Source organism: Sporosalibacterium faouarense (genome assembly GCF_016765695.1).
Taxonomy (GTDB): Bacteria; Bacillota; Clostridia; order Tissierellales; family VENL01; genus Sporosalibacterium; species Sporosalibacterium faouarense.
On sequence record NZ_JAETGO010000037.1, the window covers coordinates 137,534 to 159,077 of the forward strand.

Annotated in this window: 30 protein-coding genes; all 30 read right to left on the bottom strand. The window is 27.6% G+C overall.

Annotated features, from left to right (window positions below):
• Positions 1-83: 83 nt before the first annotated feature.
• The 30 genes from JMO20_RS07140 to JMO20_RS20315 all read right to left on the bottom strand — a co-directional run bounded on the left by JMO20_RS07140 (position 84) and on the right by JMO20_RS20315 (position 21,463).
• Complete coding sequence (locus JMO20_RS07140; protein ID WP_202708849.1) at positions 84-992, bottom strand: alpha/beta fold hydrolase; 909 nt, start codon at positions 990-992, stop codon at positions 84-86.
• Positions 993-1,022: 30 nt separating this feature from the next.
• Positions 1,023-2,249 carry a hypothetical protein gene (locus JMO20_RS07145; RefSeq protein WP_202708850.1) on the bottom strand — a complete coding sequence of 409 codons (1,227 nt, stop codon included), beginning with the start codon at positions 2,247-2,249 and terminating at the stop codon, positions 1,023-1,025.
• Positions 2,250-2,450: 201 nt separating this feature from the next.
• Positions 2,451-2,897 carry an NUDIX domain-containing protein gene (locus JMO20_RS07150; RefSeq protein WP_202708851.1) on the bottom strand — a complete coding sequence of 149 codons (447 nt, stop codon included), beginning with the start codon at positions 2,895-2,897 and terminating at the stop codon, positions 2,451-2,453.
• A 230-nt stretch (positions 2,898-3,127) separates the two neighbouring features.
• Positions 3,128-3,568, bottom strand: coding sequence for an NUDIX domain-containing protein (locus tag JMO20_RS07155; protein WP_202708852.1), 441 nt, complete (start codon positions 3,566-3,568; stop codon positions 3,128-3,130).
• Between the two features lie 100 nt (positions 3,569-3,668).
• Entirely contained in the window at positions 3,669-4,049 is a 381-nt protein-coding gene (locus JMO20_RS07160; protein ID WP_202708853.1) for a hypothetical protein, read from the bottom strand.
• A gap of 102 nt (positions 4,050-4,151) precedes the next feature.
• Positions 4,152-5,324 (bottom strand): RDD family protein, encoded by a 1,173-nt coding sequence (locus tag JMO20_RS07165; protein WP_202708854.1) that lies wholly within the window; start codon positions 5,322-5,324, stop codon positions 4,152-4,154.
• Between the two features lie 42 nt (positions 5,325-5,366).
• A complete protein-coding gene (locus JMO20_RS07170; RefSeq protein ID WP_202708855.1) occupies positions 5,367-5,546 on the bottom strand; it encodes a hypothetical protein in 180 nt (59 codons plus the stop codon).
• Between the two features lie 426 nt (positions 5,547-5,972).
• Complete coding sequence (locus JMO20_RS07175; protein WP_202708856.1) at positions 5,973-6,371, bottom strand: hypothetical protein; 399 nt, start codon at positions 6,369-6,371, stop codon at positions 5,973-5,975.
• Positions 6,372-6,596: 225 nt separating this feature from the next.
• Positions 6,597-7,064 (bottom strand): hypothetical protein, encoded by a 468-nt coding sequence (locus tag JMO20_RS07180; RefSeq protein ID WP_202708857.1) that lies wholly within the window; start codon positions 7,062-7,064, stop codon positions 6,597-6,599.
• A gap of 60 nt (positions 7,065-7,124) precedes the next feature.
• Complete coding sequence (locus tag JMO20_RS07185; RefSeq protein ID WP_202708858.1) at positions 7,125-7,691, bottom strand: hypothetical protein; 567 nt, start codon at positions 7,689-7,691, stop codon at positions 7,125-7,127.
• A gap of 131 nt (positions 7,692-7,822) precedes the next feature.
• A complete protein-coding gene (locus JMO20_RS07190; RefSeq protein WP_202708859.1) occupies positions 7,823-8,233 on the bottom strand; it encodes a hypothetical protein in 411 nt (136 codons plus the stop codon).
• Positions 8,234-8,325: 92 nt separating this feature from the next.
• Entirely contained in the window at positions 8,326-8,835 is a 510-nt protein-coding gene (locus JMO20_RS07195; protein ID WP_202708860.1) for an AAA family ATPase, read from the bottom strand.
• A gap of 280 nt (positions 8,836-9,115) precedes the next feature.
• Positions 9,116-9,658: a hypothetical protein gene (locus JMO20_RS07200; protein ID WP_202708861.1), complete on the bottom strand. Its 543-nt coding sequence runs from the start codon at positions 9,656-9,658 to the stop codon at positions 9,116-9,118.
• Positions 9,659-9,924: 266 nt separating this feature from the next.
• Positions 9,925-10,278, bottom strand: a complete 354-nt coding sequence (locus tag JMO20_RS07205) for a DUF7670 domain-containing protein (protein ID WP_202708862.1) — start codon at positions 10,276-10,278, stop codon at positions 9,925-9,927.
• Positions 10,279-10,343: 65 nt separating this feature from the next.
• Positions 10,344-10,775 (bottom strand): GNAT family N-acetyltransferase, encoded by a 432-nt coding sequence (locus tag JMO20_RS07210; protein WP_202708863.1) that lies wholly within the window; start codon positions 10,773-10,775, stop codon positions 10,344-10,346.
• Positions 10,776-10,922: 147 nt separating this feature from the next.
• The gene (locus JMO20_RS07215; protein WP_202708864.1) at positions 10,923-11,135 is read right to left on the bottom strand and encodes a hypothetical protein; all 213 of its coding nucleotides are present in this window, start codon (positions 11,133-11,135) and stop codon (positions 10,923-10,925) included.
• Positions 11,136-11,301: 166 nt separating this feature from the next.
• The gene (locus JMO20_RS07220) at positions 11,302-11,763 is read right to left on the bottom strand and encodes a GNAT family N-acetyltransferase (RefSeq protein ID WP_202708865.1); all 462 of its coding nucleotides are present in this window, start codon (positions 11,761-11,763) and stop codon (positions 11,302-11,304) included.
• A gap of 126 nt (positions 11,764-11,889) precedes the next feature.
• A complete protein-coding gene (locus JMO20_RS07225) occupies positions 11,890-12,816 on the bottom strand; it encodes an aminoglycoside phosphotransferase family protein (RefSeq protein WP_202708866.1) in 927 nt (308 codons plus the stop codon).
• Between the two features lie 133 nt (positions 12,817-12,949).
• Complete coding sequence (locus JMO20_RS07230) at positions 12,950-13,468, bottom strand: hypothetical protein (RefSeq protein ID WP_202708867.1); 519 nt, start codon at positions 13,466-13,468, stop codon at positions 12,950-12,952.
• Between the two features lie 105 nt (positions 13,469-13,573).
• Positions 13,574-14,680, bottom strand: a complete 1,107-nt coding sequence (locus tag JMO20_RS07235; RefSeq protein ID WP_202708868.1) for a helix-turn-helix domain-containing protein — start codon at positions 14,678-14,680, stop codon at positions 13,574-13,576.
• Positions 14,681-14,937: 257 nt separating this feature from the next.
• Positions 14,938-15,816: an aminoglycoside 6-adenylyltransferase gene (locus JMO20_RS07240; RefSeq protein WP_202708869.1), complete on the bottom strand. Its 879-nt coding sequence runs from the start codon at positions 15,814-15,816 to the stop codon at positions 14,938-14,940.
• Positions 15,817-15,859: 43 nt separating this feature from the next.
• Positions 15,860-16,006: a nucleoside/nucleotide kinase family protein gene (locus JMO20_RS07245; RefSeq protein WP_207753454.1), complete on the bottom strand. Its 147-nt coding sequence runs from the start codon at positions 16,004-16,006 to the stop codon at positions 15,860-15,862.
• Positions 16,007-16,338: 332 nt separating this feature from the next.
• Positions 16,339-17,298 carry an NAD(P)H-dependent glycerol-3-phosphate dehydrogenase gene (locus JMO20_RS07250; RefSeq protein WP_202708871.1) on the bottom strand — a complete coding sequence of 320 codons (960 nt, stop codon included), beginning with the start codon at positions 17,296-17,298 and terminating at the stop codon, positions 16,339-16,341.
• Positions 17,299-17,554: 256 nt separating this feature from the next.
• Entirely contained in the window at positions 17,555-18,055 is a 501-nt protein-coding gene (locus tag JMO20_RS07255) for a M50 family metallopeptidase (RefSeq protein WP_202708872.1), read from the bottom strand.
• 220 nt (positions 18,056-18,275) lie between these two features.
• On the bottom strand, positions 18,276-18,749 hold the full coding sequence (locus JMO20_RS07260; RefSeq protein WP_202708873.1) for a hypothetical protein: 474 nt from the start codon (positions 18,747-18,749) through the stop codon (positions 18,276-18,278).
• Between the two features lie 221 nt (positions 18,750-18,970).
• Positions 18,971-19,627 (bottom strand): class I SAM-dependent methyltransferase, encoded by a 657-nt coding sequence (locus tag JMO20_RS07265; protein ID WP_202708874.1) that lies wholly within the window; start codon positions 19,625-19,627, stop codon positions 18,971-18,973.
• Between the two features lie 100 nt (positions 19,628-19,727).
• Positions 19,728-20,015, bottom strand: a complete 288-nt coding sequence (locus tag JMO20_RS07270; protein ID WP_202708875.1) for a hypothetical protein — start codon at positions 20,013-20,015, stop codon at positions 19,728-19,730.
• 85 nt (positions 20,016-20,100) lie between these two features.
• Complete coding sequence (locus tag JMO20_RS07275; protein WP_202708876.1) at positions 20,101-20,625, bottom strand: GNAT family N-acetyltransferase; 525 nt, start codon at positions 20,623-20,625, stop codon at positions 20,101-20,103.
• 138 nt (positions 20,626-20,763) lie between these two features.
• Positions 20,764-21,318 carry an NUDIX domain-containing protein gene (locus tag JMO20_RS07280; RefSeq protein WP_202708877.1) on the bottom strand — a complete coding sequence of 185 codons (555 nt, stop codon included), beginning with the start codon at positions 21,316-21,318 and terminating at the stop codon, positions 20,764-20,766.
• A gap of 19 nt (positions 21,319-21,337) precedes the next feature.
• Positions 21,338-21,463: a hypothetical protein gene (locus tag JMO20_RS20315; RefSeq protein ID WP_279380073.1), complete on the bottom strand. Its 126-nt coding sequence runs from the start codon at positions 21,461-21,463 to the stop codon at positions 21,338-21,340.
• Positions 21,464-21,544 lie beyond the last annotated feature (81 nt).

A 21,544-nucleotide genomic window follows, 5' to 3' on the forward strand; every position in this document is an offset into this window, starting at 1 on the left:
TTTTCTTTTCATAGGTCTTCACCTATTGCTGCATTATTTATTTTTTGTATTTCTCTAATGATATAAATATTACAACTAACCTTTTAATCTTTAATAAAATTTCTAATTACTTCTGCATATTTAGTTGTTTCTTCAATATCCGGAAAATGCGCACTTTTATCAAAAATAACGAACTTAGAATTATTAATCTTACTAGCAATATCCCGATTTAAATCAAGACCAACATTCCTATCATATATTCCTGTTATGATTAATGATGGTACGTCAATTTCTTCTAACTTGTCCATCATATAGAACTCATTTTTCTCTTTCAATAAAGCCTTCATCATTAATCCAGTATTTAATAGTTCACTTTGTTTCCAAAGATCTCTATTAATTTTAGCATACTTAGAATTATGAAAAAGAAATCTATCGACTGTCTCAGTATCTGCATTATCCCAAATTTCAGAACATTTTTCTTCAATATCAATATCAGAACTCATTATATCTACAATTCTCTTCTTAAAATCACCTTTTGCTATTTGTAAAAATCCATAGGACTGTATAAAACTAATTCTCTTATAGTCACTGAATAGTGATGGAGCTTGGGCAATTACTTTATCCACTAAATTTGGATACAAAATTGTAAATACTAGTGCCAGTTCACCACCAAAAGAAAATCCTAGTGGTATAATTTTGTTTAATCCTAATTCATTACAAAGCACTGCCAAATCAAATGCTAGTAATTTCATTGAATAGGCATCTTTATTCTTTGGAGCTCCTGAACGTCCACAACCTCTTTGTTCATAGTAAATTACAGTAGAAAACTTTTCTAAAAGGGGACCTATTGTTCTTTCAAAAACATAATTGTTTCCTCCAGGACCTCCATGAATAATTACAATTGGTATTGTTTCATTTTCAGCACCAGCTATTTTATACCAATGCTTTATTCCGTTTAAAATTATATAATTTTCTCTATTTTCTAATTTCTTTACATGAAAGGTCTTAGTCATAGAAATCATCCTTTTTGTTTCTTATTTTTATCACTTACTTTTAATAGGATTAAAATTATAATCAACAGTTACAATGTTTGAGGGCAATGACTCTAACCCTTTTTCATAGGTTGCAGTTACATAATAATTATACGTTCCTTCACTAATTGGATTTATATCAAATTCTTTTTTATCCTTTGATAAATGCATAATTAATTCTGTGCTATTATAATCTTCATCTTTATAGCAGTAGACATTGTAACCTAATAATTTGAATTTATTAATATTATTTTGTATATACTTATCTTCAGTCTCATCAAGTTTTCCTAAATAGTCCGACTTAAACTTAAATTTCAATTTATTATTTAAACGTTTATATTCAAGATTAATAATATTTCTTTCTATCTTAGATTCAATTTCTAAACTTTCAAATAAGGTCAGTGCTCTCTTACTATAGTTACCTTTAAAAATCACTTTATGTATTAAAGGGATGTCAATGTTCTGCAAAGGTCCATCTTCAACTGAAATCATTTGACTAAAATCAGAGTGAAAAAAACCAGTGTTCTCATAACCAGGTGGAGGTGATTCATTGAAGGAATACTGTAATGAATAACGAGAGTTTGGCTTCACAGGAAGAAAGTAATCTATACTATTCTTTCCTTCTGGAAATAATATTTCTCTTGAGAAGTACAGTGGAATTTCCATATCATTTGAATCTGTAGAAAAAATATCTTTTGATATTGCAGTTATTTTTATAATTCTTCCACCTCTTGTACACTTAAAGTCATTTGGAAAAGATATTTTACCATAAATAATACTGTTACACGGTTCTAACTCAAAATTAATATTATCTGCTTCATTATTTTCATTAAGTTTTCGTACTAAATCTTTATTTTCTTCTCCGTCTTCTAAAATTGGAAAAGCTTTAATATAATAACCATAATCATCATTTAATAAAAGATATGGAAGCCTAACTTCCATTGCTTTTTCTGAAAGAGAATATTCAACAAAGTTTTCCCCCTCTTCAATATAAAAAGTTTCATAAGTTTCCCCAAGACCTAAAGGTAAATATATTCTTACCTTAACCCCGCCTTCAGGTGCAACCTCTCCTTCTGGTAAACTTATTCTTCCTGATATTTCAAAGAGTTCAGAATGCTCATCTAAATACTTTCCTAAATCTACTTTAGGGCCAGAAGGGTCAGAATAAGTTGTAGCAAAATTAAAACCTAGACTTATAACTATCAAAATATATAATGTAAAATTTCTAAGCTTTATCATTTTTTCTCACTCCAATTAATAATTTTTATTAATATTAATCTTAGAGATTACAAGATGTATTATATATTAGTATGTAAGTAATTAGATTATTACAATTTTATTCATAATCTTCTGAATTCCCGTCTCAATACATTCCTATTATTTCATTAATTTTTATAGTTTTAAATAAATTATTAATCAAATTACTGCCTGAACAATTTATTAATTACAGTATATATCTTTATATACCTTATTCACTATCCATGCTTGATACTCAAGTGACATTATATCTTGAATATCAGTTATATCTCTCCACACTAGCTCATGATCTAACTCGGTTTTCTCATAAATTGATTCTTTCATATTAACTAAATAAAAATATCCTACCAGTTTAAAGTGCATTTCTCTAAAGTTAGAGTATGTATATTGGGCCAAGCAATCCACATATTCTCCCATTTCTATTTCATACCCTGTTTCCTCTATAAATTCCCTTTCTAAACAGCTTATATGACTTTCATCATTTTCAATTCCTCCACCTGGAAGGAAATACCCATTTGGTAACTTTACCAAGGCTACTTGTTTATCAGAATTAAATGATATTCCATATACTCCTTTACGCTCTATATACTCAATCCCCTTATTTTTTTCTCCAAATACTTGTGTCTTCATTAAATCATTCCTCTCGTAGCTTTTATATAAATTATTTTTTTCAATCCTCCTTTAATAATCCATATTTCAAATTATCTTTCCGTTTCAGTTTCCAAATTAATCATATTATAAACTCCTATTGTATTATCAAGTATTCTACCAATAAATTTAATAGCTTCATATTACTTACTATTTAAGATATCTTTAATGTTTTCTATACTGCCCCAGGCATAAGAAACCTTTTTTAAAGCTTAATAATTGTAGAATATTTCTGCTCTATCTTTAGATTCATCTTTATTTCTTATTTTCATTAATAATGGCTCAGTAAAACCGCCTAATTTATAGTTCTCAATATCATTTAGGTCTACCCATTCATACTCTTGAGCTTCATCATTCAAAGTAACTTCATATGAATTTGTTTTACACCTATAATCAATAAAAATAAAATGCTTTTCCTCATGAAAAGTATCACTAAAAATACTTTCCTTTAAACTTATCAGTTCAATGTCATATATTTCTAGACCAGTTTCCTCTAATATTTCTCTCTTCAAAGCATCTTCCATTTTTTCACCTAATTCAATATGTCCACCAGGAATCACATATTCGTTATTCCACTTATGTGATTTACAGAGAAGTATTTTATTGTCAGGATTAAAAATTATAGCCCCAACAGTAGGTTCAGGATATTTCATACTTAATTCACTCCTTTAAATGTTCATAATAATTCCTACTTCAGTTTTTATACTATAAAAATTTTTATTTACATCAATAATATAGTTCTTAGTTTTTCACTTATTCTTTGTTAGATAACTTAAAGACTGTTCCCTTTTCAATCATCCTAACTGCATACTTTCCACTTTGAAATATTAAATTTCCCTCATCAATCGTAAATATGTAAGTTTCATCTTCATTAGCATACAGGGTTAATATATTATCATTAATTGAATAAGTTCCTCTAGGGATATATGATGTGGCCAGACTTCTCATAAACTCAAATTCATTATTCTCCTTTAGTACAACCCATGCCCAAGGCGCTGGTTTTTCTGAGTCCTGCATAATATACTTACCAAGTTCTATCTCATCGTCTTTATTTTGACTTAAGTATGCTGTAATTAGTATAGATATTAGTACTATAATAATTAACACTACCAGAACAATTTTTCTTTTTTTCACTTTTTATTCCTCCCATTACAGTAGCTATACTAAACAACTTATTTTTAGACTAAATATATTCCTAGTAATATGTTTTGTTAAATAAAACAATCAGACAATAATTTAATGTGTCTGAATTACAACAATTACCATAGGAATAACTAATAAGATAAAAATAGTTGTAAATGCTCTCCATAGTCCAACCCTTCCATATTCAAGCTCCGAATCAACCTTATAATCCCATACAGTTTCCCCTCTTCTTTGAAGTCTAAAATATGCAACTAATTTGGTAATAACCTGTATAAATTCAATTCCAAACCCAAGTCCTATGCTCCAAACTAGAAAACTTCTATAAAAAGATTCTCCTAATGATAATAGCTTACCATCCTTCTTCTGTACCTTTATATTTAGAATCCATTTTCCTAATGTAGTTCCAATTTTACATATCAAAATCATCTCAATAAACATCCACATAATAGGAGTTATAGCTATTATTCTAGCTATTCGATATAATATCACATTAATATTAGCTGGTAGTAAGGTCCATATGAAATTTATAAAAAATTGAAATATCATATAATCAATTGATCTAGCAAAATATCTTCTCCAAGGATGGATTTCTTTTGATTCCCCATTCAGATTTTCCTCATAGTTTGCTTCTGCTTCAATAATACCTTTGTTGTCTTTGATTTTATTAAAGGATTGGTCTACATCTCCTTGAGTAAGTCCATGTTTGGTTATAATACTCAAGCAATATGCTACATATGCCTCTTTCCCAATCCTGAATACTTCCTCTGTGTTAACCATGCAAGCCAACCATTGTTTCCAAGTTAAATAATCCATTTCAAATTTTTCTTCTTCTTTTATGTATTGACCAAATATGTTTAATTCTTTAACACTAGGGTTGAAAATATTATCTGATTCCTCAATTGAAATTCTAATATTATTCTCATTTGAAGCATTCATGGATATCAATTCATTGAATACTTTCTCGTAGTCTTCATATGTGGAAGCCTCAATATAAGATATTTTCTTTAGCTTTTTAAATACTTCATCAAATCTAACTTGTAAAATAAGTTCTTTAAAAAGAATGCTTTGATCAGATTTTATATTCTTAAGTCTATTTCTATCTGAAACTAAATAATCTTTAATATTTCTATTGTCAAGTTCCTCTATGGACAATTCTAATGCTTTATCATTGTAATCATCATAATCAATGTTCAACATTTCGATAATTATTCTACTTTTAAAACTTTCTATTCTATGTTTCAAATCTACAAACGATTGCCTTCCCATAAACCCCTCCATAGTTTTATTCAAATATATTCCTCATATTTTTTAAAAATCTCTATTTTCTAAATCTTTCTTTTCTATTAAAGCACTCAATATACCTTCATCAGTGAAGTTTTCACCCATTTGTAAAAGTAATGCTTTTATACCTTCTATAATGTCAAGCATTTCTTTCTCATTAAGCTGATAATTATTATACAAATCAAAAAAAATTTGATTTATTAACATATACAAAATACACATCTTATGGATAATCCAATAGCTCAATATCTTATTTAATATAGGTCAATGCAAATCTAAAGAATCTTCATATCATCTCTGCAATATGTTCTATTTAACATTACTTTCAACGCTTTTTCTCTTGTAATCGATTTTACATTATAAAGTAATTATATCAAACAATTCATAATGATGACACTTTATACAATAATTTCCTTTATATAAAAAATAAATCCATAGATTATATGGATTCTAAAACTATATAACTTATTGAGTTTCTCCTTGATATCTTATTAGTGGCCCTTCATCACTCATAGAAGATGGAAGGCTTAAGCATCTAACCTTTATCAGTGAAATAATAGTTATACAATGTTCTAATATAGTCAGAAATCATTTTCTAAAATGCAAATTAATCTATATTCCCTTATTTCTAAATCACCATTTGTCTTTTAAAACTTCTTTTCTTTTTTTACTATACTCACTATCCGATATTAATCCTTCCTTTTTTAATTTTTCTATTTTTCGCAATTTTTCCTCGAAATCAAGACTACCTTCTTCTTCATCATTAGAGTCAATTTCATAAATGCTTATTCCTTCTTCTGTAAACCCATTTTTATAAGACCTATACGTATTAAATATAGCAATAGATGTCCATATGACTCCAAATGGTAATAAAATCATTGTCATCTGAGTAAATAATGAACTAATTATAAATATAACGCCAAATATACTAAATCCAACTCCAATAAGAAAAGTAAACCTAGATACTCCCTTACTTGGCTTAATAATCTGTTTTGTCATTATTCTATCAATCCTTTCGAATAAGCTTTTCATATACTTTTAGCCACATCTTATTATATCTCAAACCTATGTCAATGTAATTTTTGATGTAAGATTTATAAAGTCATTAGAAGTAATAGACACAAATCTATCCAAGATACTATCTGATGCTTAAATTCTAATTACATAAAATCAATTTTTTCATATCCATTTTCAATTAATTAATAATAGCTTTGATATAAGATATCTTTAAAACTAACCTTATCTTCATTTAGCCAACTAATTTACAAATTGTTCTGTGACTTTTAATACATAACCATCTTGAGTCTCAATCCAAAAAGGAACTTTAGCTCCTTTATCAGAATAAGTATCTAAGTACTTGATAAATTCTTCTCGTTTTGTTGTGCTGTAATTTCTATCTTCATTCTTGCCAACAAAATCATTGCCCCAATCTATAAAGCTATAAGTTGTCTTTTCATTTATTTTAAATGATACTGTTTCTAAACTTGAATTATAAATATAATATCCATTTGGCATATCATTTTGTTGGGACAACCCTAATTCCTTTATTCTATCTTTATCCTCAGAAGTTATCCACTCCACTTCATCTAAAAAAAGTTTATCTTTCTCTATTCTTATATATCCTATATACAAATTCTTGTTGTCACTATCCCCCTCAACCTGATTGCAAGAAATGAGCATCATGACCAATAGACCAATAAATAATGTAATAAATATTTTTTTCATTTTTGATTTCCCCCTTAACAAAATATAGACTATTTATTATGTTTTATAGCTTTATTATAATCAATCTCTAGTATATAACGAATTTAAAAATCTTTCACTTACTTTTCCCTTTAACATTTTGTCAATTACTTTCCTATAATCTTTCTTTTCGATTTCTCCATATAAATTTTCATGTATTTCCTCCCACTTTTTACTCGTTCCCCATAAATAAGTCCCCCAGTTTTTATTTAATCGCATTCCTTCTCTTAAAACAGTTATCATGAACTTTTTTTGAAGACTCTTTACCGTCTTCTTAATTTCTATTTTGTCCATAAAAACACACATTTTTACTACATTCATTGAGACAGGCTGATTGGACTCAATAAATTCCATTAATCTCTCTTCATTGTTTTCTAGTTCTTCTCCTTTTCTTGATTCCTTCAATGCATAATATAGTGTTGGTGATAATAATGTAGTTTTATTATCAATTAAAATACTAGAAAAGCCTTTCTTTTCTTCTATTAATTTAACATATTCCTCCCATCCACCACCATAGTCACAGATACTAGGATAGGTTGAATTATTATTTAACATAATAAAGCCATTTTCTTTTAATATTTCTTCAATTTTTGATTGTATTGTTTTCATAACAATTTCCTCTTTTTCATCAGAATATAGATATGATTAAATACCCTTTTTTACAGTTAACTGAAGAAGATAGAATTATCAATACCTGATTCCCCTGAAAACTGCTCTTTCTAATTTTCTTCTCATCTTCACTAATCATTTTCAAATTCTCTTTTTTTAAATTCAATACTATAGTCTTTATTTTTTAAGATTAATCTGGTATCTTCTATGGATACTTTGAAAATATTTGAACCATTATATTTGATATCAATTGTATTTTCATCAATCCATTTGTATTCAACATATCTCTCAACCCACAGATAATTATTCTGATAATTTTTTGTACTATAATCATATTGTCCTAAATCTAATTTATTATCTTTATGAAAATAATAAACACTATATTTATCTAAAAGACCATTGTAATTTTCACTCATTGATGCTTGAGTACCTAACCACAATCCAGTTAAACTTCCATCAGGTTTATGCTTAGTACAACCAATTATTAGAAAGAATATTGAAAAAAACAATAATAATGATAAGAGTCGAACCCTAACTTTCATTCTTTTTCCTCCTAATGATTATAACTAAATCAACTTAATATCACAAATCATCCAACATTAAGTGTTTACCTAATTGATGTAAACTACTAAACTCAATCAATCATTTTTATTATTATAGCTGTTACTTCTTCAGCTGTTTTTTCATCTGTAATTATATGTTCCTTAAAATACTCATCATTAAGAGCCTCAATACATTTATCAACACGAGCTATAACCCAAGAGTTTTTCCCATCTCCTCGGCTTGTTAACCTATCAATTAAGGTGTCCTTACTTGCAAGCAGTGTAAAATGTTTAACTAATATCCCATCTGACACTAATCTACCTATTATCTCATCAAAATATTGTTTCTTAATAATAGTCATAGGTACAATAATTATTCCTTTGTAATTTGATTCAATATATGACAACATTTTATAGTTAAACTCACGCCAAAGATGAAAGTCTTGGAAATCATAATTTTTTAAAGTAGAAGGAATATTATCACGAATAAAAAATCCTACTTCTTCTGGATCATATATATAAGAGTTCTTTAATCGTTTATTTAATTGATTTGATATACTAGTTTTTCCACTTCCAAATGATCCATTAATCCATATTATCATTTATATCCTCCAATACTTTATTGCCTCAATATTTTTTTATTTAAACATGACTATCTACAGCTTTATGCAACAAACTTAGCTGTTTTAGCCATTATGCCACTCCCTTTAATTTATGAACTAATAACTTTTCTCCACTACATATACATAGCAATTTTACTATTATAAAATATTTGAATAACAGTTAAATACACTAAAAATAATTTTGATAACTGAGAAAAATTATCTTCAAAATATAAGAACGGATTTCTTATGATATCTCTCTACAATATACTTATAATTATTATATAATTTCAAAGTATTTCTTCTTATATTTTTCTGATTCTTCTGATTCAATTAGTCTTAATAATTCTCTTTTTAAATTTTCATCCGAATTATTTTTATAAATACTATTTAAAGCATTGATAATGTCTTGACGAATAAGACTAAAATGTCTTTCATCTCTGCAATCTATATACTGCTTCTTTAAATGTTTTACTATTTGTTTTTCATACTTTCTATCTAAAATAGCAATTTTCCATATGTTTTGAATGCACTGCCTTGAAGTAATAAATTTTTCATCAAATGTATGTGCTAGTATATCATTTAATATATCAGCTATTTTATTGTTGTTATCACTTTTAGCTAAATTACATAGAAGAAGAATACCTATAGATCTTTGGTATGAATTATTATTATTTAACTTCTTTGCTAATTCTAGATATGTATCATCAAACCAATCCACAACATTATCTGTAATTTTAATTAATTGATTTAAGGCGTTTAGTCTTATATTATTATCCTTTGAATTAATTTCTCTAAGCAATTCTTCAACATTTTCATTCATATAAATCTCCCCAATTTTTTGTATAATATATATGACCTATCTACAAATATCATATATCATTCCGAATTTACACCATCTTTAATCCTTATAAAGTGTTATTTGTAAATGCCAACATATACTGATATTAACGTTGATTTTTACTTAAAATTATGATTCCTTTCTCTTACCATATGTAATATTATACCATAAAGCATAGCATGGGAACATATGTTTTTAAGGGAATATTGTAAATGTATCTTTTTTAAATACTTCATGAGATATAGTTGCTAGCTTTCTTTTTTATAACCTTGTATTAAAAATAATATACCTGCAACAAGTGGAATCAGCATATGAGTAACCAACTCTTTCTCCACTATTAACCCAAATAACAAGCCTAATGATATTGGAATTGTTACAAGATACCCTCCTATTTTCTCATATTTCCATCCAAGTCCAAGTCCTATAAACATCAATGGAAATATTGTTAACCAAAGATTATCCCATAGTGTATAATCTTCATTAATAAATGGCATTGGATTTCCATAGCCAAAATAGAAAGGCAGACCAATTAATATAACGACTAGAGAAATGATTCTTGTTACCCATTTCATTATTTTAAATTGATTTTTACTTGATTTCACAAAGCTCCCCTCCCCCCAAAAGATTTTTCATACTTATTATGATAGTATTGATATCTTTAGTGAGTCTAATCATTTTCAGTATTTATGCTTTTATTCCTGTAAATCAAATCATCACGTTTATTAAAACCAACAGATTCCCAAAATTTATTTCCTATTTCATTTTTGCAAAATGCAGTCAATGCTACTTTATTTATTCCTTCTTCTTTTAATGAATTCAATGCAGTATCTAACAAAAGTCTACCTATTCCATTTTTTCTATATTTCTTATCAACTACCATATGATATATATGTCCCCTTCGTCCATCATGACCGCACAATATTACTCCAATAATATTATTACTCTTTTCCACAACAAAATTTGTTTTTGGATTTCTTAGTAAGAATTTTGATATTCCTTCATAAGAGTCGTCTAACTTACGCATACCAATTCCATCAGTAGCGCACCACAACTTATGTACTTGATTATAGTCATTAATTTTCATTAATTGAATTTTCATTTTCCCCTCCAAAAAATTCACAAAATAAATAAACTTTTGAGACACTATACATTATTAGATATATGAAGCTATCCATCCTACTATTCTAGTCTAAACTCAATAATTTCTTTAATAAAGAATTTATTTTAATATCTCAAAATTTTTTCTTTATTTTGACATTGTGTTTTTCTTAGTATTAATAATGATTTGTTCATCAGCACTCTTAGCTAGCCATACATCTAATTGTGTTTTTATTTCGTCTATTATAAAATCTCTATTTAATAAAAATTGTGATTTATCCTGTTGGTCCCTAGTTAAATTCCCTTTCACAGTTACATCAAATTTATTATTAGTGAAGTCTAAATAAAATTGTAATTCCATCAAATAAAACCTTCTTTCATTAATAGAGAAATCTAAGTTAAAATTATTTCTAAACTTAATTAGTAGTTCATAATGATTATTATACTTACACATTTTTGTATATGCGTTTTACACTGTTAATATTATTTATTCAAGAATGATTTTATGTTTTAGTACTTGATTATCCTTAACTTCTATGTAAAATAAACCTTTGATGTGGATAATCAAATTCTTCAATTAACTCACCTTCTATAAAACCAAATTTTTTATATAATGACCTTGGTGCAATTCCTTTTTCGTCATCCTCTCTAAAGGTTGTCATTGAAATATTGATATCATCAGGAAACAATGACAACATCTTTTTTATCATTTCAGATGCAATTCCTTTCCTTCTATAATCTGGATGAACAGCCATACAAGAAATACAACTAGAATTATAAGAAAATAGTAAAACACCAACAATTTTTACATCGTCTTTCACGCAAATTGCAGTTTGTCTATTTATATTTTTGATTACAGTTTGTCTATAACTCTCCAGCTGTTTTGAAGTTTCTAACCCTGGAAAATTATTCCTAACCTCAGTAGCCATATCCATCCATGGATCCAAATCATCTGTTTTAGCAAATTCAACTTTATATTCTTTAACCACTATAAACCACCTTCTCTATAAACATATATACTAGAAAACTAGAGTGATATTTTTATTTAGTCACATTGTAGTCTAATGCTTCTCATTTCCCAGCCTTTCCAATACGCAAGTTTTCTTTAGAACAGACTAATACCCGAAGTATTCTAAAGTATCAATCACAATTCCCTTTAAATCTCTAAATTTTTGAGGTAACTCCCTATTTGACCCTATCATTTGTAAAGGATTTACTAAATCTCGAAGTTTGCTTAAATCATACCAATTTCTTGGCAGTTTAATTTTAGCTACACTATTGTATTCTTTCTCAAATAACCTTTTTTGCTCTTTATTAAAACAATGTTCATATCTAAAAAACTGTCCAATATCAGCAAGAGTATGTCCAAAACCAGCATACTCCCAATCTACGAAGAATACTTTGTCTTCCTTGTTAATCAACATATTAGCAGGTCTAAAATCACAGTGTATAAATGAATTATAAAGATCAATTTGCAGTATAAGCTGATTATGATCTGTAACAAGTTTCTTAACTCTATTAACAGTATCAGCACCTAATCTTTTCGCAGCAAAATCATTATTTAGGAATAAATCATACCATGTATCAAATGGTGGAAGATCTAATTCATTGAGTCCAGAAATATCATCCTCATTTAGGTTATGAATAATTGCTGCACTTCTTGCCACCTGAGAAATAACATTATTTTCTAATATTTGATTCTCCAATAATAAGCTCTGCATTGACATTGATTCTATATACTCATAAATCAAACAACTGTTTTCATTAACTTTTGTAATAGACAATAATTTAGGCATATTCACTAAATCATATAAAGCTTTAAATGCAGCTACCTCATTTTTAAATCCTTCGTCATTTAAGGGGCAGATTCTCAATAAATATTTCCCACTATTTGTTTGTACAATGTAATTAGTATTTCTACATCCAATATTAATAGGTTGAAATTTCAGAACTGTGCTACTATTAAAATTGTGAAAAATACTGTTTAGGTCATATTTTGATATCTTATATAATGGAATTGAACGTTCCCATAGATGGTCCATATCCTCTACTTCCTTCCATATATAATCATTGCATTACCCAATACTTTTTTATGTAATAAAATCCTTGGTAACTTTATTCTACTTTCTAGTTCTATAACTTTAAATTCATTAATCTCAAATCACCTTATGTTCCTTAGAAAAATAAAGATGTGGGAATATAGAACAAATATGGTGCAGTAAATATAGAAAGTGCCAATGCAAGCTTCTTCTTCTGGCTATCGTCAAGAGTTGATTTTCTTAGAGAAAACTTATAATTAAGCAAATATATGAAACAAGCTGCTATTACAACACTTACTGTTACCCATATAAAAGCATAAATGCTTTCAAAGGGATAATAACTAACAGCATTAGAGATGTTTCTATACCACCACTTTCCAAATTGTGTTTCATAATTAAAATCTATTATATTTGAGAGAAACATTAATCCAGTACCAATAAAGTCAGCAACAAATCCAAATATCCAAACTCTAAAAACTATAAGCTTTGTATTTTTTTTAATATCCTTTATTTTCAGATATTTCATAGTTAATAGAACAACAATCAGATCTATAAGAAAATTGGCTGGCAATACTATAATCCAAGTTGTCGGTATTAACCATAAAAGCCATATTGGAAAAATCAGATTGTATAGCTTAAAACTATTCTTTTTCATATAATCCCTCCAAAATACTAACTAGAATTTTTTATGCAAATGCAGTGATATTATCACTACTCTTACTGTTTCTCACCTCATATTTTAATAATTTGAAACCTTTGTTTATATTATTTCTCCTCTACCCCTTAGTTCCTTAATAATACTTGATATCATATTCTGTGCATCTACAATTTGAGCAAGGTTAACCCTTTCCTTTAAGTCAATTAGTTCGAATAAGTTTGATTTTGACATTCTTGAGAGACCTTTAATAATCTTTATTTGTACTTCACCACTCGCTCCTCTCATACCAATAGAAAGCACCAAAATATCAATCTCTCTAAGGAGCCTTTGAATTGATCTATCAGGCATTTTCTTCAATTCCTTATCAAGAATTGTAGTTTTAGTAGAATACGGTTGCTTGTCCTTAACAGAATCAATATATTCCTCCATTTTCTTCTTCATATTCTCTGCTAACTTAAAATGACTGTTTATTTCTTCTAAAAAACCTTCTCCAAAATATGAGCAAAGCTTTTCTCTTATAACCCAAGGATAATCTCCTTGCTGTATTGATAAGATTCCTTCCAACATTAATACTCGTTCTAATAATTCCTTTCCTGTATAATCACCAACAATAATATAGTTTTCTAACACCTCTCGAATCACTAAAGGCTCCATACCATACAATACTAATTCTAATCCTTTCTTAAAAAACTTGTTTGAAATAGCATTAGTATCCTCTTCAAGAGCTAATAAACCTTTTTTATGGGCTTTTTTTGAAGCTTCTAATATCATACCTAAAGTATTTAGACACTCTCTTTTTTCATTACTATTGCATTTAATTCTTTCATTAATATTAAGTTTATTCATATAGTCTTCCCCTTTCTGAGTATGGTTCCCCTTTGAACATTTCTTAATTTTTCTGTATTCATTAGGGGGTATTCCATATAATTTTTTAAATGCTCTGGAGAAAACATCTAGAGAGTTAAAACCAAAGTTTAAAGCTATATAAGTTATATCTTTATCAGAATACATTATTTCATGGGATGCTCTTATTACTCTTCTTCTCCTTATATAACTCATTATGGAATCACCCATTGATGCTAGAAAAATTCTATGAAAGTGATACTTTGAAATATAAAAATTACTAGCAAACAGTTCAAGAGATAATTTTTCTGCTACATTTTCTTCAATATAATCAATACAGTCATTTACCATAACTTCTGATTCCATATTCTCTTCCTCTCCAAAGCTTATATTCAAATTGTAGGAAATATTTTAAGAAAAGACTCGATGTTTTTTGCTATAATGCATGAAATAATTACTGCTCTTATAGACTCACCATTAACAACCACTTATAATTAAAACAAAATTTATATGTTTTTTCTCTAGTTTAAGCATTTCAATAATAAGAAATAGCAAGTTATAATCCTTAATTAAATAGTTATATTATATAGCATTCAGCTTTCAAAGTAGAAGTTATTAATTATTTAAAATATTGATTCTGCATCTTTAGGTAATCCTCTTACATGTTTTAGAAATTCCAATGCCCTTTCACATTCCTCTTCTGGAAACTTAAAATCATATGTTTCTCCAACATATCTAGCTGTCTTAACAAATAATTCATAAAATACAAATAAAGATTCCCATATATTGTCATACTCATAATCAACATATGTATTTTTATATTCATTCCAAAGCTCTGGTTCTAAAAGGTTTTCTAAGTGTTTTCCACCCTTTCCGATTGAACATTTGTAATTAGTTTTTATCCCAATAGACCATTTGAACATCTGAATTAATGGTTGTCGTAATACTATATCTATTAAAGTTTTCAATAGAGGTAATTCTTTCCTCCAAATTGTTTTTGGAATATGGGACCCTAATCCCCATATGAATTCATTACAACAATCTTCATATAATTTCTTTGTTGGTTTTGTTTCAAGATAGCTTCCTTCATTTGCAGGTGGTAATTCTGGAATAATATTATCTTTATCTAATAATACTTTTGTCAAACTATCTTCAATTTGTTCTTCAACTTTATTTATATTAGTAATAGTCATATCAATTCGATTACCATCTATAAACTGCATTAAGTAAATATATCTTCCATCTCCTTCAGATGGTGGCCAGATTTTATCTTCAGGTTTTTGCATAATCATTACCTCACCAAAATGTGATAATATATATTTTTCATCTTTAAAAGACTCTACATCTGTAACCAAATATACGATATCATAATCTTGAAATATATCCTTTTTTATATTTGGATTTACCCGTGAGCCATTTAATAATACTCCTCTAATGCGCTCATCTTGTTCTGCAAAGCTAATTATTAGATCATACATTTCTCTTTCTGTTCTAGTTCGCATCATATACCTCTTTTCTGTAATAAATTTTTATGAGCCTATTAATCTATACAAGTTTTAAATACTTAACAATATCATCTACTACTTCATCTGGACTCATGTCAGTGGTGTCAATAGTATAGTGAGATAAATCATTATACAAATTGCGTATTTCCATGGCACGACCTATTCGCAATTTACTTCTTTCATCCATCTTCATTCTAGTAATATTTTCTTTTTCATCACAAGTTATGATGATTGGTATATATTTAAATTCTATGTCCTCAAGATTTTTTAAAATATTATTAAATATTCTTTTTCTAGGACCGTGGATTCCCCAATCAAATATTACTATATCTGTAGTAGGAAGCTCTAAGTAATTCTTTAGTACTACAGTAATATTCTCTTCAGTAGCTTTTTCATTACTCTATCACCTACTTATTCAATAATATACATATGTTACTCCCAAACCTCTTTTAATGTTTCTCTGAATAGTTCGTTTAAAGTTGATATGCTTGAACCTTATATATCTTTTCTATTTTTTATTTAAAATTCAAACTTAGTTGACCTTAAAAATAAGCTTTCTAACACATCTTTTGCATCTTTTTCCTCATATATAATCCTGTGAAGTGCATCTGTAATAGGTAAATCGACTTCATATTGCATAGATAACTTTCTTAAAGCCTTTATTGTATAGACCCCTTCAGCAAGCTTAGTAAATTCTTCTTTTTTTGCATATCTTTCACCGAAACCTCTATTATTACTGTGCTTAGAAAATAATGTTGCCTCATAGTCTCCAAGATGTGCTAACCCATAAGCTGAAGTTTCATTTCCCCCTAAAGCTTTAATTAATCTTGCTATTTCTCTCGTTCCTCTAGCCATTAATGCTCCTTTTAAGCTACTTAATTCTAATCCATCTAACATTCCTGCTGCAATTCCCATTACATTTTTAGTAGCAGCTCCAACTTCATTTCCTATTAGGTCTTGTCCATAATAGAACCTAATTAGTTCACTGCTAAATGTACTTACTACTTTTTTAGTGGTTTCAATGTTTTCTGAGCTTACTACCATACAATTTGGAATTCCTTTCAAATAATCTTGAACATGTCCAGGTCCTAACCACACAGCAACATTCACATTTTCTCCAATTGCTTCCTTAAATACCTGTGTTAATCTTTTTCCTGTTTCACTTTCAATTCCCTTCATATTTAATATAAAAGTCTTATCTTTATTATCATAGTCCTTCAACTTTTTAGCAAACTCTCTTAAACTTTGAGCTCCAATAGCTACTATTATAAAGTCTGAGTTAGAAATTGAGTATTCTAATGAGTTACTTAACTCAATACTTGGAAGTAATTCTAAATACTCATTTTTTCTTTCATTTTTTAATTTTTTCATATTCTTAGAATTTTCTCTTCCCCATAATATAACATCATGTCCTATTTTGGCTGAATACCATGCTAAAAAACTTCCCCATCTTCCACATCCAATTACAGTTACTTTCATAACTTTCCCCTTTCATTAAATAAATTTAGTTTAGAATATAGTGTCAAAATAAAAAAAGTGAGAATTAAAATTTTCATTAACTAATTTCATCTAATTGTTCCTACAGAATAAATTAATTATATCAAACATTTCATGTTAATTACACTTAATGCAAATAATTCCATAATGCAAAAAAATAAACTCCCAGTTATTTAGGAGTTTCATTATTTAATGATACTTTGTATACACTGAATAAATTTATGCACTAGTATGCATGCTACTTAAATGATTCATTTTTTTCTTTTCTTTTTCGAAACACAGATTCTCCATATTTAATAGTATGATAAATCTGCTTCCCATCACTATTACTTCCATCTAAATAAGTAATTGGTATTATGCAGGCTATAATTACGTATATAGACATGTTTATGAAAACAATTAATAGCCGATGTGATCTAAAAATCTCATTACTTATCAATACAATAACTATTAGTATACTAAATAAATTAAATAATACACCTCCAATATGAACCATAACTCTACCAGTCCTTGTTTTAGCTCCATTATATGCTTCATACCGCCCAGCAAAAAAATATATTTTTCTTATTTCAAGAAAACCTAATCTTACTATAGTTTTTCCTTTTCCGATTACAATTTTTTTAATCTTACAACCAAATAATTTCGAAATACAAGCATGTCCTATTTCATGAATGAGAGTAATAATTGGCATAAAGATAAATATTGCAATAATAATTTCCTTTATATTCATAAAAGTCATATCGTAGACACTCCTTTCTGTAATAAAGTAATTTTACATAGCGACTATCTTTAACTATTATACTTGTATACTAAGCTTCATTGGAATACTCTGTTAGATGATATATTGATAATCATTTTTAAAAATCAAATTTAAAATGTTCTGTTGTCAATTCTTCTAACCATCTATGCCTCTTTTACTAAAGATATAGTCATCACCGATTATTATATGAAAACCAAAATTACTTATTTAGCAAAAGTTTAATTTTTTCAATCTTAAGCAAATCTTTATTATTATTTTTTTCTCTTCTATAACCATCTTTTGAAGATTGGGTATAAACTTCTAAATACTCCTCTATATTTAAGAGTTTATATCTAGTACCATTTTCACAATGATTTTCAATATGTTCAATGTCTATACCTGCAAATGATTCTAAATCTTCAATGCTAGCAAAAGCAATTTTAAATCTTTTTTTAACAAATTTATGCTCATGTAAGTCCACCAGTGTATACTCAAGCATCTCAATAGTTTTCTTAAAATCATTCCATTTATTTTCCAAATATAATTCTGGTATTAATATGTCAATGTCATCAGGACAGAAATCAACATTAGTTACTTTTTTAAGTCCTAAGGACCCATATAATAACGGAATGATATTAAACTCAGAATTTAGCCTTTTCGCAACATTAAGAAATTCTCCATACATTTCATCCAATTTGAACACCTCATCATTATGTATATTTTAAAGCTATTATTTTCTACATAAGTTTTTAATTGATTAACAGTTTTTCAGTTATTTTTGTTGTAACATCTTTAGTATAATTAAAATTCAAAGTTCATACTTGAAATTTTATGAAAGAAAGCTAAGAATAGAATTTAACTCATATTTCCCGCTTTTTTGTTTCTTCAATAAAAACTACATCTTCAATTTACCTATCATTTTTTCTCATATACCAGCATATATCTCCAAAATAATAACCTCTTAAGTTTTATTTCTTTTGATAAATATTCTTTGTATACATTTGAAAGTTCCTTAAATGTCATATACTCATCTAAATGACTATGCTCTTCCCAAGCAGCTTTTTCTTCATCATCGACAGATTTACCATTCTTTAATACTCTCAAGAAATAATTTGCAGGTATAGCAATACAATCCAAAATTCTATCTACAATTCCTTCTCTTTCATATAAATCTAAAACTATCAATTTTCCGTTTTCTTTTAAGAGTCTTACAATTTTAGGCAATGCTCTTTCTAAGTTCAAGTGATGAAACGTTGCAATGCTCACAATATAATCGTATTTAACATCTTCACTAATCTCATCAAAATCTTGTATATTATACTGTATATTGTCTTCATTATGCCGTTTTATTGCCTCTTCAATCATCACGGGAGATAAGTCAATACCATATACTCCTTGAACTTTTTTTGATAACTTTTGTGCAAATTCACCCGTTCCACATCCAATATCCAGTGCTGTTCTATCTTGATTACTTATTTCTCTTATAAGTAATTTTTCATACTGTTGATTATGATCCCACTTATCCTCTAATAAAGCTATTCTATTAAAACTATTTATTATATCATCCTTCATATTATTCTCTCCTCTTCATATTCAAAGACTTCTCTTTATAAGCCATCCTCAATAATCACTATTTAGCTCATATAATTTAAGTAATAAATTAAAATCCTTATTATTTTGACGTCTTCTTAATTAAAGATATGCAAAACAGTCCAACTATTGAAAGTAATGCAAAGATTACAGTTGAAATATACGAAAATGATTGACTTGTCAAATAAATAGCTGTTGGTCCATCTGCACCTCCGATAATTCCAACAGAACTAACTTTGTCTACTTCATTAACCAATTTATGCGATAAATACATAGGTGCTAAAAAATTGATGCCTACACTTATGACAGTTATTACTATAGCTATAATAGTAAGTATGGTAACTGCTTTTCTCATTTTGTCCTTTTTCAATTTTCTTACCCCCTAATTTTAATACTATTGTATTCCACGTAGAGTAAAACCTTGTTCCTTTATTTAAAGGATATTAATTATCAGATTATAATAAATAATAATTCATAATTACAGCTTTACTCTCTTTTGTTCCAAACTTTCTGGGCTCAGTAATTTTAGTCTGTTTATAGCCTATTTTATTCCAAAATTTTAGTGCATTAGTATTCTGTTCTAAAACACCTATTCTTAACTTTTCAGCACCTTTACTTATTATGAAGTTTTTGATCAGATTATGTATTTCTCTACCTAATCCTATGCCTCTTATCTTTGTATGTATTAAAAATAGTCCAATAATCCACTCTCCTTTTTCAGGATAATTTGACACCATATCTATAACTGCAACAAGAGAATTTTTATCAAAAACTCCATATAGGTATTTTTCTTCGAGATTCTTCCCAGGAGGTAAATCATAAAAAAAGCTATCAGAGTCATAAGGTATAACTCCTTCAGTTAAAACAAAAAAATCTTTGCATTCTCTAAATAAATTCATAACTTTGTCTTTATCTTCAATCGTTATTCTTCTAAAAAATAATTCCATATTATTTATTTTTATTACTTCCTGATCATTCACTCTGTTTTCTCTCCTTCATACTATAATGGTTATAATCCAAGGATTAAACTTTGTAGATAAACTGCTCGGATATATTGAATATTTTTCAATATTAATTAACTTCTCATTTCATATGTTTTACATCCAATTTATTTTTACTTATAATTTCTTAATCTGAATTATTATATTATTTTTTCCCAAAATTTCTTTTGTTTCATTTAAAATTATTAAATCCCTAAATTGAATAAATTGCCCAAAATAATCACTTGGTATATCCCTTTTCATCTTTTCTATTGCAGTATCTAAGTCAACCCATATTAATTCGAATCCATCTTTTAATTCTGAATCGGAATATGATGTCTTTCCAATTTCTCCTGCGATAGAGCCATAATAACAATAGGAAAATTGGAGAACATTAATCTCATCTCTATACTCTACTATAAGTCCTACTTCACTTTCTCCTTCAATGCCAACACCAACTTCTTCAATCAATTCTCTGTCTAAGGCTTGCAATATACTTTCTTGGCCTTCTAAGCCTCCACCTGGTAATTTATGATAATTCTTTTTAGTTACATTTAGTAATGCAATTTGACCTGTTTTATTAAATAAAACAGCCCTAGCTGATTTTCGAACTTTATATTTTTTCTCTTGTACTAAGCTATCTTCTTTTATTTTTCCAACTGTTGATTCGTATATTTCTTTTAATAATTTCATTTTTTCTCCTTGTCATAAATTAAATAGTTTTATTTAATATCATTAGATATTTCTGATTTTGACTTACAATAGCTCTTACAGATGTTTTTCTATTAACCTTCGTTTTATCATCTAATTTAGAGCCAAAAAGACCTTTAAATATCATAAGCATAACCTCGTTTATATATTTATTATTAATCATAAATATTTATTTGTTGTTTTAAATAAAATATTTATTCAATGGATA

Excerpts from the sequence above, each read along its gene's own strand:
- JMO20_RS07140 (WP_202708849.1), bottom strand. The coding sequence starts at position 992 with ATGACTAAGACCTTTCATGTAAAGAAATTAGAAAATAGAGAAAATTAT.
- JMO20_RS07240 (WP_202708869.1), bottom strand. The coding sequence starts at position 15,816 with ATGCGAACTAGAACAGAAAGAGAAATGTATGATCTAATAATTAGCTTT.
- JMO20_RS07230 (WP_202708867.1), bottom strand. The coding sequence starts at position 13,468 with ATGAAAAAGAATAGTTTTAAGCTATACAATCTGATTTTTCCAATATGG.
- JMO20_RS20315 (WP_279380073.1), bottom strand. The coding sequence starts at position 21,463 with ATGATATTTAAAGGTCTTTTTGGCTCTAAATTAGATGATAAAACGAAG.
- JMO20_RS07215 (WP_202708864.1), bottom strand. The coding sequence starts at position 11,135 with ATGGAATTACAATTTTATTTAGACTTCACTAATAATAAATTTGATGTA.
- JMO20_RS07255 (WP_202708872.1), bottom strand. The coding sequence starts at position 18,055 with ATGACTTTTATGAATATAAAGGAAATTATTATTGCAATATTTATCTTT.
- JMO20_RS07165 (WP_202708854.1), bottom strand. The coding sequence starts at position 5,324 with ATGGGAAGGCAATCGTTTGTAGATTTGAAACATAGAATAGAAAGTTTT.
- JMO20_RS07200 (WP_202708861.1), bottom strand. The coding sequence starts at position 9,658 with ATGAATGAAAATGTTGAAGAATTGCTTAGAGAAATTAATTCAAAGGAT.
- JMO20_RS07280 (WP_202708877.1), bottom strand. The coding sequence starts at position 21,318 with ATGAAATTATTAAAAGAAATATACGAATCAACAGTTGGAAAAATAAAA.
- JMO20_RS07250 (WP_202708871.1), bottom strand. The coding sequence starts at position 17,298 with ATGAAAGTAACTGTAATTGGATGTGGAAGATGGGGAAGTTTTTTAGCA.
- JMO20_RS07210 (WP_202708863.1), bottom strand. The coding sequence starts at position 10,775 with ATGAAAATTCAATTAATGAAAATTAATGACTATAATCAAGTACATAAG.
- JMO20_RS07225 (WP_202708866.1), bottom strand. The coding sequence starts at position 12,816 with ATGGACCATCTATGGGAACGTTCAATTCCATTATATAAGATATCAAAA.
- JMO20_RS07185 (WP_202708858.1), bottom strand. The coding sequence starts at position 7,691 with ATGAAAACAATACAATCAAAAATTGAAGAAATATTAAAAGAAAATGGC.
- JMO20_RS07195 (WP_202708860.1), bottom strand. The coding sequence starts at position 8,835 with ATGATAATATGGATTAATGGATCATTTGGAAGTGGAAAAACTAGTATA.
- JMO20_RS07155 (WP_202708852.1), bottom strand. The coding sequence starts at position 3,568 with ATGAAATATCCTGAACCTACTGTTGGGGCTATAATTTTTAATCCTGAC.
- JMO20_RS07180 (WP_202708857.1), bottom strand. The coding sequence starts at position 7,064 with ATGAAAAAAATATTTATTACATTATTTATTGGTCTATTGGTCATGATG.
- JMO20_RS07265 (WP_202708874.1), bottom strand. The coding sequence starts at position 19,627 with ATGAAGGATGATATAATAAATAGTTTTAATAGAATAGCTTTATTAGAG.
- JMO20_RS07245 (WP_207753454.1), bottom strand. The coding sequence starts at position 16,006 with ATGGATGAAAGAAGTAAATTGCGAATAGGTCGTGCCATGGAAATACGC.
- JMO20_RS07235 (WP_202708868.1), bottom strand. The coding sequence starts at position 14,680 with ATGGAATCAGAAGTTATGGTAAATGACTGTATTGATTATATTGAAGAA.
- JMO20_RS07175 (WP_202708856.1), bottom strand. The coding sequence starts at position 6,371 with ATGAAAAGCTTATTCGAAAGGATTGATAGAATAATGACAAAACAGATT.
- JMO20_RS07145 (WP_202708850.1), bottom strand. The coding sequence starts at position 2,249 with ATGATAAAGCTTAGAAATTTTACATTATATATTTTGATAGTTATAAGT.
- JMO20_RS07170 (WP_202708855.1), bottom strand. The coding sequence starts at position 5,546 with ATGTTAATAAATCAAATTTTTTTTGATTTGTATAATAATTATCAGCTT.
- JMO20_RS07150 (WP_202708851.1), bottom strand. The coding sequence starts at position 2,897 with ATGAAGACACAAGTATTTGGAGAAAAAAATAAGGGGATTGAGTATATA.
- JMO20_RS07190 (WP_202708859.1), bottom strand. The coding sequence starts at position 8,233 with ATGAAAGTTAGGGTTCGACTCTTATCATTATTATTGTTTTTTTCAATA.